Source organism: Paenibacillus praedii (genome assembly GCF_049725345.1).
GTDB lineage: Bacteria > Bacillota > Bacilli > Paenibacillales > Paenibacillaceae > Pristimantibacillus.
This window is the reverse complement of sequence record NZ_JBMWAM010000004.1, coordinates 131273-148065: the sequence shown is the minus strand read 5'-3', so window position 1 is coordinate 148065 and position 16793 is coordinate 131273. Positions and strand designations below refer to the sequence as shown.

General features: G+C 48.8%; 15 protein-coding genes. 1 reads left to right on the top strand and 14 read right to left on the bottom strand.

Going from position 1 to position 16793, the window contains the following annotated elements; translation table 11 throughout:
• Positions 1-25 precede the first annotated feature (25 nt).
• The 12 genes from csaB to spoIID all read right to left on the bottom strand — a co-directional run bounded on the left by csaB (position 26) and on the right by spoIID (position 12330).
• Entirely contained in the window at positions 26-1234 is a 1209-nt protein-coding gene (gene csaB, locus ACO9K6_RS06025) for a polysaccharide pyruvyl transferase CsaB (RefSeq protein WP_424766634.1), read from the bottom strand.
• Positions 1195-3342, bottom strand: a complete 2148-nt coding sequence (locus ACO9K6_RS06020) for a DUF5693 family protein (protein WP_424766633.1) — start codon at positions 3340-3342, stop codon at positions 1195-1197. The genes csaB and ACO9K6_RS06020 overlap by 40 nt, the downstream gene beginning before the upstream one ends.
• A 36-nt stretch (positions 3343-3378) precedes the next feature.
• Positions 3379-5106 (bottom strand): phospho-sugar mutase, encoded by a 1728-nt coding sequence (locus ACO9K6_RS06015; RefSeq protein WP_424766632.1) that lies wholly within the window; start codon positions 5104-5106, stop codon positions 3379-3381.
• A gap of 35 nt (positions 5107-5141) precedes the next feature.
• On the bottom strand, positions 5142-5573 hold the full coding sequence (gene fabZ, locus ACO9K6_RS06010; protein WP_424766631.1) for a 3-hydroxyacyl-ACP dehydratase FabZ: 432 nt from the start codon (positions 5571-5573) through the stop codon (positions 5142-5144).
• A 203-nt stretch (positions 5574-5776) separates the two neighbouring features.
• Positions 5777-6289, bottom strand: coding sequence for a CDP-alcohol phosphatidyltransferase family protein (locus ACO9K6_RS06005; RefSeq protein WP_424766630.1), 513 nt, complete (start codon positions 6287-6289; stop codon positions 5777-5779).
• Positions 6290-6482: 193 nt separating this feature from the next.
• On the bottom strand, positions 6483-6797 hold the full coding sequence (locus ACO9K6_RS06000) for a DNA-directed RNA polymerase subunit beta (protein ID WP_424766629.1): 315 nt from the start codon (positions 6795-6797) through the stop codon (positions 6483-6485).
• Between the two features lie 16 nt (positions 6798-6813).
• The gene (locus ACO9K6_RS05995) at positions 6814-7656 is read right to left on the bottom strand and encodes a flagellar hook-basal body protein (protein ID WP_424766628.1); all 843 of its coding nucleotides are present in this window, start codon (positions 7654-7656) and stop codon (positions 6814-6816) included.
• A gap of 32 nt (positions 7657-7688) precedes the next feature.
• Positions 7689-8552 carry a flagellar hook-basal body protein gene (locus ACO9K6_RS05990; protein ID WP_424766627.1) on the bottom strand — a complete coding sequence of 288 codons (864 nt, stop codon included), beginning with the start codon at positions 8550-8552 and terminating at the stop codon, positions 7689-7691.
• A gap of 152 nt (positions 8553-8704) precedes the next feature.
• Positions 8705-9706: a rod shape-determining protein MreB gene (gene mreB / locus ACO9K6_RS05985; protein WP_424766626.1), complete on the bottom strand. Its 1002-nt coding sequence runs from the start codon at positions 9704-9706 to the stop codon at positions 8705-8707.
• Between the two features lie 124 nt (positions 9707-9830).
• Positions 9831-10118 (bottom strand): sporulation transcriptional regulator SpoIIID, encoded by a 288-nt coding sequence (gene spoIIID / locus ACO9K6_RS05980; RefSeq protein WP_110770235.1) that lies wholly within the window; start codon positions 10116-10118, stop codon positions 9831-9833.
• Positions 10119-10307: 189 nt separating this feature from the next.
• A complete protein-coding gene (locus tag ACO9K6_RS05975) occupies positions 10308-11051 on the bottom strand; it encodes a peptidoglycan DD-metalloendopeptidase family protein (RefSeq protein WP_424766625.1) in 744 nt (247 codons plus the stop codon).
• Between the two features lie 67 nt (positions 11052-11118).
• A complete protein-coding gene (spoIID, locus tag ACO9K6_RS05970; protein WP_424766624.1) occupies positions 11119-12330 on the bottom strand; it encodes a stage II sporulation protein D in 1212 nt (403 codons plus the stop codon).
• A gap of 539 nt (positions 12331-12869) precedes the next feature.
• On the opposite strand from spoIID, the gene ACO9K6_RS05965 reads away from it, so the two are divergent.
• On the top strand, positions 12870-13742 hold the full coding sequence (locus ACO9K6_RS05965; protein ID WP_424766623.1) for a transposase: 873 nt from the start codon (positions 12870-12872) through the stop codon (positions 13740-13742).
• A 599-nt stretch (positions 13743-14341) separates the two neighbouring features.
• On the opposite strand, the gene ACO9K6_RS05960 is transcribed toward ACO9K6_RS05965, so the two are convergent.
• Together ACO9K6_RS05960 and ACO9K6_RS05955 are read right to left on the bottom strand one after the other, a co-directional pair.
• The gene (locus tag ACO9K6_RS05960) at positions 14342-15295 is read right to left on the bottom strand and encodes a carbohydrate kinase family protein (RefSeq protein ID WP_424766698.1); all 954 of its coding nucleotides are present in this window, start codon (positions 15293-15295) and stop codon (positions 14342-14344) included.
• 34 nt (positions 15296-15329) lie between these two features.
• A complete protein-coding gene (locus ACO9K6_RS05955; RefSeq protein WP_424766622.1) occupies positions 15330-16784 on the bottom strand; it encodes a glycoside hydrolase family 32 protein in 1455 nt (484 codons plus the stop codon).
• Between the last annotated feature and the right edge of the window lie 9 nt (positions 16785-16793).

The following is a 16793-nucleotide window of genomic DNA, read 5'->3' as shown; positions in this document are numbered from 1 at the left end:
TGGATATGATTTCGACAAGAGGAAGTCACCTCGATATTATATGACGCAGCTGATGCACAATTTGTTGCGCCGGTTTTTGCGATTGTTGTTTTAACAGGTCGATTGCTGGCTTATGCTCGGCTAACCAGCCCGCCCGATTATCCAAAAGCGAGCTAGCCGCTGCCGCAAAAGCCTCGGCATCAAGCTTCTCGGTCGTGCCGATCGCCTTAAGCCCCAATCGATGGAGAAACTGATCGATCTTCGGGTCATAAGACAAGCCAAGCATAGGTACATACTGATTGGCGGCATAGATGAGCGCATGGAGGCGCATGCCGAACAAAGCGTCACACCGGCTGACCTCCAGCAGCATTTGCTGGGGGTCGTCGCCGGGCGCGGCCAGCTCGGCGCTGCTTCCTTCGCCGAGCCGGCCGCGCAGCCGTTCCAGCACCTGCTCCGACGCTTCTATGTCGGAGGGGGTGTGGAACGGCAGGAAGCGCAGCCGTACAGGCTTGCGCTTCGACAGCGCGATTAGCGCTTCGGCGGCGCGGGCGAGGTCGCCGCCGTCGCTACGCCAGCGGCGCAGCGAGACGCCGACGATCGGCGGCGCGGACGCGCGGAGCGCAGTCTCCGTCGCAATCGCTGATTGCGAGGAGGCTTGTCCAGTTGCAGCATGAGCAGCCCGCTCGGCATCATTCTCTGCGTTTGCTGGAAGCGGCAGGCCCATGACGGGATCAGGCACAACCTCGATCCGGTTCGCCGGCACCCCGATACGAGCTAGCAGCGCCGCCGATTCAGAGTCGCGTACCGATACATATGCACTGCGCTTCATGACACCGCGAATCAGGGGATCCATCCTGCGGCGATTCACAGGTCCGATTCCCTGTGAATAAGCAAAGGTCGGCTTGCCAAGCAGCTGCGCAAGCCTCATGACTCCCGTATAATACGGGATCGTCTTTGCGCTTGTTGCATCCTGCAGCAGGCTGCCGCCGCCGCTGATTAGACCGTCGCTGCTGCGTATGGCGCTCCACAGGTCGCCGGGATGCATCCTGCGAACGGATGCAACGCCATACATTTGGCTTGTCCAAGCAGGATCAGCGGATAAGACGATCGGCTCTATTTGAACACCCTGCGTTTTACCCTGCTCTTCTAATGCGAGCAATATCGATCTAAGCACCGCTTCGTCTCCGCTGTTGCGAAAGCCATAATAGCCGGAAATTACGATCCGACGAACTTGCGAATGATTGCCGGTGCCCATTTACGCAGTACCCCTTCCAATACCAGCCATGCAGCGATCAAAATACAACCGATTATTATACCTGTACCCAATCCAAGCAGCACTCGAATCACGGAAATGTACAACGGTGTATGAATATGCGCGAACGTGTCCACCATGGTCAATTGTCCAATTGATCCTATAATGACAAGCAGCCATGCCGCGCGATATCTTAATGCTAAGAAAAGACCAAGAATTAACGGCGGATGCCCCAGCATAAACTCCTTAAAACGAGGCCGAACACCGAAAGTCGATTCCAGCCAGCTGCGAACAGCAAGCTCGATCGATGATACTTGACCTGCATTGCCTGTACGCGACAAATAATAGTAACCAATCGCACCAATTACGGCGGCTAGCAAAATCCACATTAAAGTAATTGGCTGAGACAACAGCTTGCGCAGTGTACCGATGGATGTCTGTCCGTTATAGAACAGCACGTAAACGGCCACGAGTATAATCGGAGCCAGATGCAGCAGACCAACGCCGCGGAATTGCTCCAGCACTAAATTGTACGTAATATTATTCAGAAGCCCGAATATGATCGGCACTGCAGTAAGTGAGATTAACGTTGCAACAATAAACCAGTTGAGCGCGAGTCCAATCCGGCGTCCTACGGCAGGAGCTGGGAAGAACCATTTCATTTTCGCGTCATGATCATATGCAGTGCCAGGCGGATGCTGCGTTTGTGAAGATTGGCTGCGGCCAACCGTCCAGTCAGCCCCGCCTACAATACGCCGCTCTCCAACGGTCCTGGAATAAATGCGATTCATCACCCATACAAGACCGAGCGTTGGCGCGCTAATCGCTGCACCGAGAGCGAGAGCCTGCGCCATAATGGAGCTGTTAAGCACATACAAGCCGGCACTGCCTGCTAATCCTATTAAGAACACCGGAATATAGACGTATGGTACAAATGCACCCGCCAGCAGTGCGATTAAAGCAATTGCGCCAACGGCTACTGCCCCTCTAAGCGCTTTAGCCCACGAAGGCTGCTCGAAGTCGAACGGCTGCGCCTTTCCAGGCGAATAGCCTGCCTCTGCAAGCTTCGACACAACACCATGTTCTCCGCTCAGAGCTTCGATCGTCTTATCTAGGGAATGCACAATTTTTTCTTTCTCTATATCTCCTTGAACGGTTCCGTTCAAGAAGAACATGCGGATGTTGCGGTCCTTCGCCGCCAGCAAGAAACGGTCCGCTATAGCATCAGGAGTCATTGTCATAGCATCATTTTCAGACAGAGAGTACAATCTCACAACATTATAGTTTGTAATATATGCTAAAGTATTTATGCCCTGCTGAGGTTTTTTTAGATTTTCAATCGCAGCGATACCGATATCGTATTTTTTAAGCAATTCACCAAAGGCATTTAGGCTTTTTTGCTCCTGTTGATTTGATGCGCCCTTGACCTTATCGCCGTCAAATAAAATGCGATTAACGCCGAACCCCTTTAATTTCGCGAGGAGACCGTCCATTGCCGCTTGATCATAGGGCTGAATGCGATCTGATAATCGCGGCAGGATAGCTAAACCGGAATCATGAATCGTTTGCAGAGTTATCGGGTCAAAATCCATTGTTTTCATGCCTGCTTCTGCAACTGGAAGCTCAACGACAATTCCGTTTCGTCCCTTATACGACCAATCTTTGTATACCGCCTCAGAACGATCAAATGCTGCACGTACGATCGGTCCTATCTCTTCCTCTTCTCGCGGTCCGTTAAATAAAATATAAGTGAAATTTTGTGAGGCCGGCTCCAGCTTGTCTTCAAGCATAGCCATTTCCTTTGAGCTGTAATACGTTAACCTTCCCGACTGCAAAAGCTCCTTCAGCGAGCTCTCATACACCGCCATCGAGGTAACGCCCGAAGCCTTGAGCTTTTCTAGGTACTCATTTATAAAAGCCTGCGGAGTGGATTGCCGTTCCGAAATCTCAATGATATCGCGGTAATCAAAAACATACTCCACATGCTTGGATGACTTCTCCATATCCATTCGAACGGCGCCAAGCGGCAAAGCTGCCGCGACGCCGATTAAAGCAATAACCCAAAGCACAAATCTTGCCCGCCGATTCCAATGCTGCCAACGTAAAAACACGTCATTCCTCCGTCCTAAACAGGTTGTTGATGTTATCTATTGATTGCGGTCGACCCGTTCCATTACGGATGTCTTAAACTTTTGCAGAGCTGCCTCAGCAGTCTCTTTTGATTCGCCTTTAACCGCAAAATACACCTTGATTTTCGGCTCCGTGCCAGAAGGCCGCAGACAGAACCATGAGCCATCCTCGCGCAAATATTTTAGCACATTTTCCGGACGCAGCCCGTCTTGGCCGTCAGCATAATCAAGCACGCTCACTACTTTCACGCCGCCGATCTCAGTTGGTGGATTTTGACGCCAATCGTCCATGATGGCACCGATCTTTTGAACGCCGTCAAAGCCTTTGAGCGTTCTCGACTCCAATCCTTCCAAGTAGAAGCCGTATTGCGCATAGAGCTCCAGCAGCACATCGTATAATGTTTTTCCTTGACTGCTGTAGTAAGCCGCAGCCTCGCAAATCAATAACGATGCCACAATAGCATCCTTATCACGGGCATACGTGCCCGTCAAATACCCGTAGCTCTCCTCATAACCGAACAAGAAGCTGCGTTCTCCCGTTTGCTCATATTGTGTCATTTTTTCACCAATATATTTGAAGCCCGTCAACGTATTTTCTACGGCCGCGCCATATGAACGCGCGATGTCTGCGCCGAGCTCGCTCGTCACGATCGTCTTGATCACTACGCCATTATCCGGCAGCTGACCTCGCTCCTTCAACTGACCAAGCACATAATGAACCATTAACGCACCGGATTGATTGCCTGAAAGGACAACATATTCGCCTTCATTATTTTTCACAACCGCGCCCATGCGATCCGCATCCGGGTCTGTGCCGATAATAATATCCGCGCCTGTCTGCTGAGCCAGCTTAATGGCAAGCGTGAACGCTTCGCGCTCCTCCGGGTTGGGCGACTTGACTGTGCTGAAATAACCGTCAGGCTGCTCCTGCTCCGGCACAATATGCAGATTGCTAAACCCAACCTTATTCAACACTTCTCGAACCGGCATGTTGCCAGTACCGTGCAGCGGCGTGAACACAACGCTAAACTTCTCGCCAAGCCCGCCTTTCAGCAGATCTGCATTCAAGCTTTGCGCTGCTACAGTTTCAATAAACTGCTTATCCGCTTCTTCACCCAGCCAGCGCAATAAGCCCTGCGCTTCAGCATCCTCGCGGCTGATCCGCTTTACTTCATCCAGACCTTCAATACGCCCAATTGCCGCAATGACCTGCTCCGCATCCTCAGGGATGAGCTGGCAGCCGTCAGCGCCATAGGCTTTATAGCCGTTATATTCGGGCGGATTGTGGCTTGCCGTAATGACGATACCACTAGAAGCCTTCAATTCACGCACCGCATAAGAAAGCTGCGGCGTAGGACGCAGCCCTTCGAACAAGTAAGTGGTAATGCCGTTGCCTGCGAGCACTAGCGCGGAATCCAGCGCAAACTCAGGCGAGTTGTTGCGGGAATCATGCGCAATGACAACAGACGGCTTCGCTCCCGTCTTCGCCGCACCCGCTAGCAGCCAATTCGCTAGCCCTTGGTTAGCTTTGCCTACCGTATAAGCATTCAACCGGTTCGTACCTGCACCCATCACACCGCGCAGACCACCTGTTCCGAACTCAAGATCGCGATAGAAACGATCCATAATTTCCTTCTCGTCGCCGTCAATCCCCAGAAGCTCTTCCTTCGTTGCAGCGTCAATTATCGGATCATTCAGCCATGCTTCATATTTAGCCTTAATGGTATCGTTCAAAGGATTCGTCATAATTTTAGCAGCCCTCTTTCATTAATTTATCAATATTAAGAAGGATCGGACAAGGCAAACATGAGCTCGCCTTCAGCTACGACCTGGTCGCCAACCTTAGCGGTTGCCTGACCCTTTCCTATCGATCCCTTAAGCCGCGTAATTTGAACCTCCAGCGTCAATGTATCGCCTGGCTTCACTTGGCCGCGGAAGCGGAAGCCGTCGATTCCCGCAAAAAAACCCAATTTCCCGCGGTTAGCTTCCAGCATAAGCATTGCCACCGAACCTACCTGCGCCAGCGCTTCTACGATCAGGACGCCTGGCATAACCGGATAGCCCGGAAAGTGACCCACAAAATAAGGTTCATTCATCGTTACATTTTTGAGCCCTACTGCGCGCACTCCTGGCTCTACCTCCAAAATACGATCGACAAGCAAAAATGGCGGGCGGTGTGGAATAATTTCTTGAATTTGATTAATATCCAGCATATTAAAAACTCCTTCCCAATATTCACTAGTATAAAAATGATTCCTATGTGCGAAACTATACTTATCCTTCATGAAACTGCAGTTTATGAAGGTTAAGATAAGGGGCTTGGCGGTTTGGACCAGAAGTGTCCTTCCTCAAGCCTCTTTGTTCTGAAAGCATCTTGATAAGACATTCGTTTTCATTAAGAATGACCATGCGGCGTTCATGTGACAGGCTTGTTGAGTGCTCTAAACATCACGATATACATAATAGTAGAAACGAAGGAAAGCGCGATAACCGCCCACAAATAGGTATGTGCATAAGGAGCTCGGAAGAAAATAAGCATGATTGCTACATAGAATAGTACCGTCGTGAGCTTACCAAGCCAGTTGGCTGACATCGTTTTCTTCCCCTGAAAATGATAATACAAAACTCCCGTTATCATCCCCAAATCGCGCAGAAACATCGCTGCCGCAGCCGCCCAGGATATATGGCCGGAAATGAGCAACGATAAAATAACCGTAATCAGCATCAGCTTATCCGCAAGCGGATCCAGCATCATGCCGAGTGCGGTAACCTGACCGCTAGCGCGCGCGATATACCCATCGAGCACATCCGTAATACCAGCCGCGACCATAATGAGAAACGCAGGGATCATGTGCCCTTTAGCAAATACCGCTATATAGACAGGAATTAACGCAAAACGCAATGATGTTAAGAAATTCGGCAGATTCAATCCTTCACGCTCCTCTACCTATTCGAACTGTCCATCATGGTTCCCAACTATTATACAACTACCCACCCTAAAATAAAACTGCTTGTAGTATCAGGGTAAACATCTCGATCTGCTTTTCTTTTTTTGTACGCAAAAAAGAGAGATCTCACAGGCAGCTTATGTCGCTGCAGGGTATCTCTCTTCCATTTGCTTGTTAAGACTCTGCGAATACCAAATCATAAAGATGCCGCCAGGTTGACCAGTTGAACACATCATTCTCTGGCTGGTTGCCGATTACGACATAACCGACATACAAACCACTTATGAGCATAATTAGCATGATAAGCGGTACGATGCTTTTGCGCAAAATCCACAGCAGTACCCGTACCCCTTTGGGCCGTTGCTTCTTATTCGAGCTCCCATCAGCTTTCGCGCGTTTGTTGCGCTTCTTCTTCTCGGAGCCGCCCTCTTCAGCTTGACTACCGACTCCGCTGGTTTCGCGGTCGATTCGTTCATCGGCCATACTCATCTACATCATCCTATCCTTATGTGCGCATACCGTTTGCCATACTCATCATCGAATCACTTGACGATAACGCTCTTGCCGCTAGCTGATAAGCGCGCTGTACATTAATTAGCTCAGTCATCTCATCCGTCAACACGACATTCGATTGTTCCAAGTAGCCTTGGCGCAGCGAAATCAAATTTTCTGAATCAGGAATAATATTTTGAATAACATCCCCAATATTGATACCATTCGGAATGACATATAAATTATCAGAAACGGCGGTCAAACCAGCCGGGCGTGTAGGCTGAAGCAGCTTAATGCTGCCAAGCTCAATCGTCTGCTGAGAAGAAACGCCAAAAACCGTTCCATCCGGATTTACGCGCAAGCTGTAGCCCTGCGGCACGACGATATTTCCCTCCACGATTTCACCAGTTATCTCATCGGTAATGTTGGCGACAACCGGATAACCATCTTCTGTTGCCAAAATCGTATCACCGTTTGCCCCTACCGTCAACTGAAACGCCCCATTGCGCGTATAGCCGCGATTACCTGCCTGGTCCACGATCACTTCGAACATCGCATTTCCTTCTATAGCGATATCCGTATCCTTTTCCGTTCCGCTTAGAGGACCTTGTGAAAGGTTCGGTTGTATCATCGTCATCTTGGCGCCCCAGCCTTGCGTGAAATCCAGCGGGGTTAGACGGCCTGGCTGATTGAATGATGCCGGTTGCTGCCTTATATTCGTGAGAAGATCCTCGAATGTCGCTTCCTTGCGCTTATAGCCAACCGTGTTCACGTTCGCAATATTATCTGCAAGCAGATCCAGCTTCTGTTGAAGCCCGTTCATCGATACCATGGCATTGATCATGGAGCTATTCATGCTTCGTGTACCTCCTCTACTTCAGCCTGCTGCTAGACGCGGCCAACCTGGTTAACTGCTTTATCAAGGCTTTGATCATAAAATTGGATCACCTTCTGATTCGCTTCATAAGCACGAAGCGCGGACATCAGATCTACGGCTGCTTGTGCCGCATCCACGTTAGAGCGCTCTACATAGCCCTGGCGCACCTCAACACGCTCTCCTGGAGCTAAGGCAACCGCTTCACCCTGATCGTTAGAGAAGCGGAAATTTCCGTCCCCTTCGCGAACAAGCAGATTTGGATTATCAATTCGGCTAATTAGCAATTGAACGCCAACATTCTGTCCATTCTCGTCAATGAAGCTCTGATCGTCCATTAGCTTCAAGCTGTCCAGACCCATGCCGACAGGCAATTGAATTGGCTGACCATCCGCGCCTAACACATTAGAGCCATCGTTTGACATTAAGAAGCCTTGCTCCGTCAGCGTAAATTTACCGCCTCTCGTATAACGGATCTCGCCATTTTGATCCTGCAGGGTGAAGAAAGCCTGTGGCTGGAAAAAAACCTCTCCATCTGGTGATACATATTTGCCAGATGCGTCGAAAGACATACCTTCCACTTCAATGTTGGAAACCAACGCGAAGTCGGATGCGTTGTTTGTCTGCATCATATCGCCTTGTAAATGAATCGACAGGCTTTCTTCGGCCAATACGCCGCTATTCCACTTCCCGATCGTCTTCGAATGCTCTGCGCCCGCTCCGGTCAATGACAGCAGCATCTCTGGAAAAGACCGCGTAACCGCGTTCGTCTGCTTATAGCCGGGCGTGTTTATATTTGAAATATTATTCGTAACCGTATCATGTCTGCGCTGCTGAGCAATCATACCCGATGCAGCGGTATACATCCCTCTTAACATTATGTTTACCTCCTCGGCCGCTTCCTACCTTTTTATATTATCGGTTGAAAGATAGGATGCTTGAATAGGCCTCCATGCGACCTGGGACTCATTTGCGTCTCGGCTGCGCCCCCCTTAGGCTCCCTACCCACACAAATGATCGATTCAGACCGCTAGTATTTTTGCTTTTTCCCGAGCTTGTCCAAGTTATCTAACAAGATGCCAGTCCCTTTAACAACGCAATGCATCGGATCTTCAGCAATTAAGACCGGTACCTTAAGCTGCTCTGCCAGTAGAGCGTCTAGTCCGTCCAGCAGTGCGCCCCCGCCCGTCAAAATAACACCACGATCAATAATATCAGCAGAAAGCTCCGGAGGTGTTTGTTCAAGCACTGACTTGGCCGCCATCACAATAGACATGACAGGATCCCATAGCGCCTCACGAACCTCGCCTGAACGAATCGTAATGGTAAGCGGAAGACCCGATACCATATCTCTTCCGCGAATATCGATTTCTTCCTGGCGTCCGCCATCGATTACCGTTCCAATTTTAATCTTAATATCCTCACTCGTTCTTTCCCCGATCAGCAGCTTGTACTTGTTCTTGATAAACTTCATGATCGCGTCGTCGAACTTGTCCCCCGCGACCTTAATCGAAGAAGCCGTCACAACATCGCCCATAGAAAGTACGGCTACATCCGTCGTGCCACCGCCAATATCTACGACCATATTGCCGCTGGGCTGGAAAATGTCCATTCCAGCCCCAATTGCGGCAGCCTTCGGCTCCTCCTCAAGAAACACTTCCTTCGCACCACTGCGTTCCGCCGCTTCACGGATCGCTTTCTGTTCAACCGAGGTGATGTTTGTTGGAGCGCATATCAGAATACGGGGACGGCTAAACCATTTTCGACCGTCTACACGATCAATGAATGCCTTCAGCATAATTTCCGTAATTTCAAAATCCGCAATCACGCCGTCCCGCAATGGACGAATCGCGATAATATTGCCAGGCGTGCGCCCTACCATTCGATGCGCATCCTCACCGACGGCCAGCACCCTCTTCGTATCGCTTTCAATCGCAACGACTGAAGGCTCATCGAGTACGACACCTCTACCCTTCACATGAATGGATACGTTTGCTGTACCAAGATCGATCCCGATATCCTTGCTCCACATAAGCCTTAAGTCCCCCAACGAATAATGTATACATAACGTACGGCTGGCTTCATTGACACAGAAACCGTTACCGTTCATTATTCGCCAAAAAAGACAAAAATCCTTTATGATTCGCGAAAAAACTTCACAGCTTGCCTGCTGCAAGCACTTCACGCTTTTTCGAGCTCGTTTTCTTATACTTAATCTTGGTCGCTTCTCCTCCCCTCAGATGCCTGATCGATTTGTGATACTCGAGAATGTGCTTAACCTGATCGGCCAAATCGGGGTTTATTTCAGGAAGCCGCTCAGTTAAGTCCTTATGCACCGTGCTTTTGGATACACCGAACTCTTTGGCGATCGTTCGCACCGTGTGCTTCGTTTCAACGATGCAGCGGCCTATTTTAATGGTTCGCTCCTTGATGTAATCGTGCACGTTCCCGCCTCCCTACTCGAGATAGTTTGGTACATTATATGAGTGGAGTGGGTATATATTCGTTATGACCAAGCATGACAAGCTCTAATGTGAAAAATTTTTCATAAAAACGTAAAACAGGCAGGAAAAATTCCCTGCCTGCATGTCTTAAGTACTATATTGTGAGTACCCTGCTTCCGCTTTCTGCACCTATTCCAACACTAACGAGCTTGGATTTACAGCCTTGCCGTCCTTGATCGTTTCATAATGGAGGTGAATCCCCAACTCGCGGCCAACATCGCTTCTGCCTGCTTGAGCGATCTTTGTGCCTTGACGAACATCGTCCCCTTCAGCAACTTGAATATCCGATACGCTTTGGTAAACCGTTACCAGACCGCCTGCATGGGTAATTTCAATAACGTTGCCATTGGTCGGGTGCTGCTTTACAAGCGTCACTTTACCCGACAAAGCCGCAAGTACATCAAAGGTGCTGCCATCCGGGTTAACGAAGTCAATGCCGGTGTTCGGAGTAAAGGTTGTGCCAACTTGAACCATCGCTGCCTCTTGCTCCGCTTCGCTTGCATTCTCATCGAAGAATGGACGTTCGATCTGCAGTGAAGCTTTGTCGGCAACCGGCCACTGCATCCGTTCGTCACCTACAACCACTTCCAAGCTTTCCTCATTCTCGCCAGGTGTAACAGCTTCCTCACCTTGTGAAACTTCAGTAGAGTCAATTTCTCCTGTTGCAGGACTCGTGCGATCCGCTCCCTGATAGATCCACATTAAGGTTACGATAATTGCTGCCGCGGCCATGAAGATTGCTGGAGATACCCATCGCTTTGCAAACAGGCTCTTCCATCCACTGCTAGATTTGGCGGCAGACGTTCCTCCCAGAACAGTTTTGGGAGTTTCTTCTGGTCTTTGCTTTGACTTGTTTTGATTTTGTTCATTCATTTTCTATCACCTCACTAGCCATTGTTGCCAGATCTGCTAGGTTTATACGTGAGGTGTATTGTATTTTTTAAGAGTCTAACGGAATTGGAAGCTTTGAAACTTGTTCGACCTTCGTTCCCGTATAATAGTAACGAACAATAGCCTCTGCAGTTATGCTCTCCTTCGCCATCCCGTTCGCGCCCCATTGGCTCATTCCTACACCATGCCCAAAGCCAAACGTAGTAATCGCAACGGTATCCTTCTGAATCGTCCATGAAAACTCCGAGGATGCCAGCTCCAGCCGTTCGCGCACTTCTCGCCCGCTAAAGTCTTCACCGTTTATGGTAACCGTATCGATCCGATTGCCAGCTGTCTTCTTCGTCGCTTTGATCGTCAGCATATCGGTTGCTCTCTTGCCAGAGAGGCCCATCTTCCTATAAAACTCTCGCTTAGTCAGCTTGATCGTTGCTTTATAGCGAGGGGAAATTCCCTCATCCCAAGGACTTGCTACACTTCGCAAATAAGGCAGCTGCTGCTCCCAGTAGTCCTCTGAATTTTCAGTAAAACCATTGCTTGTGGAGAAAAAAACAGCCTGTATCGGCTCGCCCTCATAGGTAATGACTAGCCCTCTCGTTTCCTGTACAGCCCGCTCCAGCTTAACCCTATTTGCCTTACCTTGCCGCCCCGTCCACTCTTCGTCCAGCTTGGCGCGCGGAATATACACCTGATGCTCGATCGTATCCGTCACATCAGCAAGCTCCGTCTCCATCCCGCTTCTATCCTTTAGTACAATTCGACGAATGATATAGGTACGTGCCGCAATGGCCTGCGCTTTAAGCGCCTCCAGCTCGAAATCTATCGGCATCTCACCCGCGAGAACGCCCTGTACATAGGCTTCTAAAAAAACCTCTTCTATTCGTTTTTCCTTTGTTAAATATACTCTTACTTTCAGCTTATCAAGTGATGTCTTTGCGGCTCTGCTATCTTCATCATTTATGTCAACCTCTGCTTCTCCTCTAACTGGCGCAGTCGTCTTCGATGCAGAAGCGCTTTTATTCGATTGAGGCACAGCCCCTGCTTTATCCAGCTCCGCTCCAGCCTGTCCCAAACCAGCTTGATTCACACTCGCTCCAAGGCTTGCTTGCTCCGTTACATTCCTGCTGGCCGTTATTTCTGCTAAAGACAAACGAACGAACACAATCGTAGCCCCCAGCAAAATCCCGATCCCAAACAATGACCAGATCCGCCTGCTCCCATACCAACGCTCCCGATTCGTTATTCTACCTATCTTTCGTCTCATGCTTACCCCTTCCCATCCTGGCCAGACGCCTGCAAGCACCTATCATAGAGCGAAATTAGCCTCTCTCTTAATCCGGCCTTGATGGTTTATTCTATGAGCTAAAATAGTAGGGTAGAACTGCGCAGCTGTGATACTCACATTTCAACCCTTAATATACTTTTAAATTTCTCGTATACACACATCGATTTTCCGGGTGCCACTCTTACTATTCTGGGCACACATCGTTTTACCCGGGTGTTACTCTCACTATACTTGGATACTCCCATTCCTCTTCTTTGCTCCACTATCCCCTCAGCTCAGGAAAATTTCTTAATCTAATAAAAGTTTGCCCTAACGAACCGCACTTTAGCAGTCCGTTCCGCCGCTCACTTTTGTATTCACTCCATCCAAGTCAGCCTCTGCTCTGTTATCAGCCTCGACCACCCAAATACAGTCTCCATAAATTCGCAAAAACAGTTGATTTTATATCTCCAAACAGTTAAAATAAAATGAGAACAAATGTTCCCGTTAATTTTAGAAAGTTCGAGGAGAGTTGCAATATGATTGATATCTTAAAACAAATGGAGCAGCTCTTTTCAAATGAAGAACAGTGCATCGAATTTGTGTACAAAATCAAGTGGCCAACTGGCTTTCTATGCCCCGTCTGCACCCACACCTCGGCCTACGTGATAACAACTAGGAGATTGCCACTATATGAATGTAATCGTTGCGGCCGCCAAACTTCATTAACCGCAGGCACGGCTATGGACAAAAGCAAAACTCCACTTCAAAAATGGCTGCTCACCCTGTTTATCGTCGCGACCCACGAACAAAGCATTAACGCAGTCGGACTATCCGCGCTCATAGATGTAACCTACAAAACCGCATGGTCCATGTTGAACAAGCTCCGCCGCGTCATATCGGCCTCAGACATGAGCACCCTTCTCTCAGGCATGATAAAAGCCAAACTTGAAATCTACATGAAGCAGCCCATTCCTACTTATGATGCTCTACAACAAGAGCATGCTGCCATTGTAGCGCGCACGGTTACGACCCATAATGAAACCTCCTACGTAAAAATAAAACTCGCGCCAGCTCAAAAACACCCCCGCGCAGTCTTAAACAAGCTTGCCGAGCACGCGTTCATGGAACAGCATATCTGCTCGACATTCTCTCAAATTGAAATAAACAAAAAATACAGTAATCCACCTCATTGCGAAGCGAAACTTCCTCGTATAGCTAAAAACGCCTTTCAATGGATAAACAACACCTTTCATGGCCTCGGACTCGCTTATGCTCAATCCTATCTAGACGAGTTCTGCTTCCGTCAAAACTATTCAAGAAACCTAACTCGTTGTCCATTCGAACTATTGCTCGAATTATGCCTATCACACACGAATACACACTATCATCCGCAGATTTCTGCAGCTTGAAATTCCATTTATATTATGCGGTCTATACTACTATTGCCGGTGGTCGTCACTTGCCGTCCCGCTCCTCACAGTCTAGCGGTTTATCAACAATATTCATGTAAACACATTTTTTGGACCAGAAGAATCTTTCTCAGCTATCTGTAGGACTGGTTATGTGCTTGCGCATATTTTATCGGTACGCTTTTTGTGCAGTCTATGCCGATTTATCCATTGGGACTAGACGAGTGGTTGCGGAGGTTTATAATCGCAAGCTAGTTGTGCACTTTTTAACGCTGTAGTCTGTTGGGTGAGTTGGTTTTTTGGGGAGAGGTTGCAGTAAAGAAAATTTTCTTTCCTGAGCAGAGGGGATAGTGAACCAAAGGAAATCAAACATTGTTATGTACCTCGCAAATATTATAATTTCACGGGTAAGGGGAGTATTGAATTTATGGAAACAAAAAAAGAACGGCAATTCCGCCTTTGTGAGGGCGTTTGCCGTTCTTGCATGTTCGTATCGTATGATTTACAAGTGACCTGGAGTTGATCGCAAATGATTTGCCGTGATTTGCATTGATCTGCAATAATCTACGATGATCTGGGTGATCTCGGGTATACGTGATTTATTCTGACTCTGTGAGCTCCTCTAATCTGGGAAGAGAGCTTATCGCTCCTGGACGTGTAGTGGTGAGAGCGGCTGCTTTGTTGGCGAAGGAAATAATCTCCTTCGCTTTTGAAGCATCGATCCCTTCAAGGGTACCTTGGTTCAGCTGAAGCTGGTACAAGAGGGCTCCGATAAAGGCGTCGCCTGCACCCGTTGTGTCCACGACGGCTACTACTTGTCCCGGTTCGGTCGCCTGATCACCTCGTCCATACCAGGATGCCCCGTCAGCACCTCTCGTGTAGACAACAGCTTCCACATCGCCCACAAACAAAGAGGCTAGCGCCGCTTGCTCATCTTCTATGCCTGTAATAAAGGACAGCTCATCGGAGCTGATCTTAACGATATGACTCAGCGGGATGAATTGCAAAATCGTTTGCCTGCAGTCCTCGGGATTGTGCCAGAGTGGAAGGCGAACGTTTGGATCAAAGCTGACAAGGCCGCCTGCCGCCTTCACAGCTTGAATAGCTTTCAAATGGGCATACTTCACCGGCGCTTCAATCAGATCGACGGAGCAGTAATGAAGAATATCGCCCTTGGCAAACCAATTCACGTCTACTTCATGTTCTGAAAGCAGCATATCAGCGCTTGGATTGCGATAAAATGAAAAGTCCCGATCGCCGTCGGCCTTTAAGCTGACAAACGCAAGAGCTGTATTCGCCTCATTCGTTCTTAGAACATAACGAGTGTCTACTCCTACATCGTTTAGCGTCTCTACAAGAAAATCACCAAAAGCGTCAGCGCCTAGCTTTCCGATAAATACGCTTTTCCCGCCAAGCTTGGCTACAGCGCAAGCCACATTGGCCGGGGCGCCTCCCGCCTCCTTTTTGAAGTTAACAACAGACTTCAAATCTATGCCGCGCGTGTCAGGAATAAAATCAATTAGTGCTTCACCAATCGTAAATACGTTAGACAGCTCAAGCGCCTCCTTCAGTTGTGAACGATGTGGATTATTTCAAATCCCATTTCTTGAAGGATACCATATTACAGGTCCCTTTGGCATAAGCTTGGATACCTTTTGACTCAGGACCAGGATATATACGGCCTGTCATGACCTTCTCCCCGCCTTGGATGAACACTTCTACAGAAGATTTGTCTACGAAGACACGCAGCTCTAGTAGACCGTTCTTCAGCTCAACCTTTGTTCTACGCTCACCGCCTAATCCAATACCCGAGTTATCACGATTGAAACGCAGCTGGCCATCGGCGGGGCGATAAGATAGAACAGTCGCTTCCGTGTCATGCGTTCGCAGCAGCAGCCCAAATTCTTCAGCAGTCTCCGCCCGGAACACAACCTCGAGCTCATAGCAGTCTCCGCTTACCTCCATATCTTTTACACCATGAATGGTTAGATCAGCAGCCTCATAGCCGTTATCTCGATAGGAGATTATTTCTTCTAACGGCTTGAATAACAGCTTATCTCCTTGCAGCACAACCTCGCGAGCCATCGACATGGCTCCAGCCCAATAATGACCAAGCTGGGTCGGTATTTCCGTCTCCCATGTTTCCATCCAGCCTATGACGATTCGTCTTCCTTTATTGTCGATCGTAGTTTGAGGAGCATAAAAATCAAAGCCGCAATCAACCTGCTCGTACTGCTCGTAATGGAACCGGCCCTGCTCGGTGTCAAGGCGACCAATCATATAAGCCGTTGAATGAAGGTTGCGATAGTCATCTCCTTGCGCCGGCATACGCTGCGGCGACAGCATCATGACATCGTACCCGCCAAGCTCAAAAATATCCGGACATTCCCAGTTGTCGCCCATCTGTCCGTCGCTTCGGGCGATTTCACCCGCGAAGCTCCAATTCATTAGATCATCAGAACGATACATCAGAATAAGTCCATTTCCTTGACCATCATTAGAGCCTAGCACAACATAGTAGGTACCATCCCGCTCAAATACCTTTGGATCACGGAAATCCTTTAAGCTTGCCCCAGCCGGAATTTGATCCGGACCAAGCACGGGATTATTTCCGAGCTTTTCGAAGCGAACGCCATCCTCGGATACGGCTATATTTTGATTTTGGCTATAGTCTGCATCTTTGTCTGGTCCCGTTATAAGATGACCCGTGTACATCAAATAGAGCTTGCCATCGCGCTCGATCGCGCTGCCGGAGAAGCAGCCATCCTTGTCGTACGTTTGGTCGGGTGCCAGTGCCATCGGCAGGTATTTCCAGCTAATCAGATCACGACTTACCGCGTGGCCCCAATGCATAGGACCCCATACGGGCTGATAAGGATAGTGCTGATAAAACAAATGATACTCTCCATTATAATAAACGAAGCCGTTTGGATCATTCATCCAGCCAAATTCGCTCATGAGATGATAGTTCAAGCGGAATTGTTCTTTTAGCAAATATTTTCTGTCCGCAATAAATTTATCGGCATTTTCGCGTGTGTACAAAATAAAGCA

What these genes read in the sequence shown, in the direction of transcription:
- spoIID (WP_424766624.1), bottom strand. Translation starts at nt 12,330, where the DNA reads ATGAGACGAAAGATAGGTAGAATAACGAATCGGGAGCGTTGGTATGGG.
- mreB (WP_424766626.1), bottom strand. Translation starts at nt 9,706, where the DNA reads ATGTGGAGCAAGGATATCGGGATCGATCTTGGTACAGCAAACGTATCC.
- ACO9K6_RS05995 (WP_424766628.1), bottom strand. Translation starts at nt 7,656, where the DNA reads ATGAATAGCTCCATGATCAATGCCATGGTATCGATGAACGGGCTTCAA.
- ACO9K6_RS05990 (WP_424766627.1), bottom strand. Translation starts at nt 8,552, where the DNA reads ATGTTAAGAGGGATGTATACCGCTGCATCGGGTATGATTGCTCAGCAG.
- ACO9K6_RS06015 (WP_424766632.1), bottom strand. Translation starts at nt 5,106, where the DNA reads ATGACGAATCCTTTGAACGATACCATTAAGGCTAAATATGAAGCATGG.
- fabZ (WP_424766631.1), bottom strand. Translation starts at nt 5,573, where the DNA reads ATGCTGGATATTAATCAAATTCAAGAAATTATTCCACACCGCCCGCCA.
- csaB (WP_424766634.1), bottom strand. Translation starts at nt 1,234, where the DNA reads ATGGGCACCGGCAATCATTCGCAAGTTCGTCGGATCGTAATTTCCGGC.
- ACO9K6_RS06000 (WP_424766629.1), bottom strand. Translation starts at nt 6,797, where the DNA reads ATGAGTATGGCCGATGAACGAATCGACCGCGAAACCAGCGGAGTCGGT.
- ACO9K6_RS05975 (WP_424766625.1), bottom strand. Translation starts at nt 11,051, where the DNA reads ATGAATGAACAAAATCAAAACAAGTCAAAGCAAAGACCAGAAGAAACT.
- ACO9K6_RS05965 (WP_424766623.1), top strand. Translation starts at nt 12,870, where the DNA reads ATGATTGATATCTTAAAACAAATGGAGCAGCTCTTTTCAAATGAAGAA.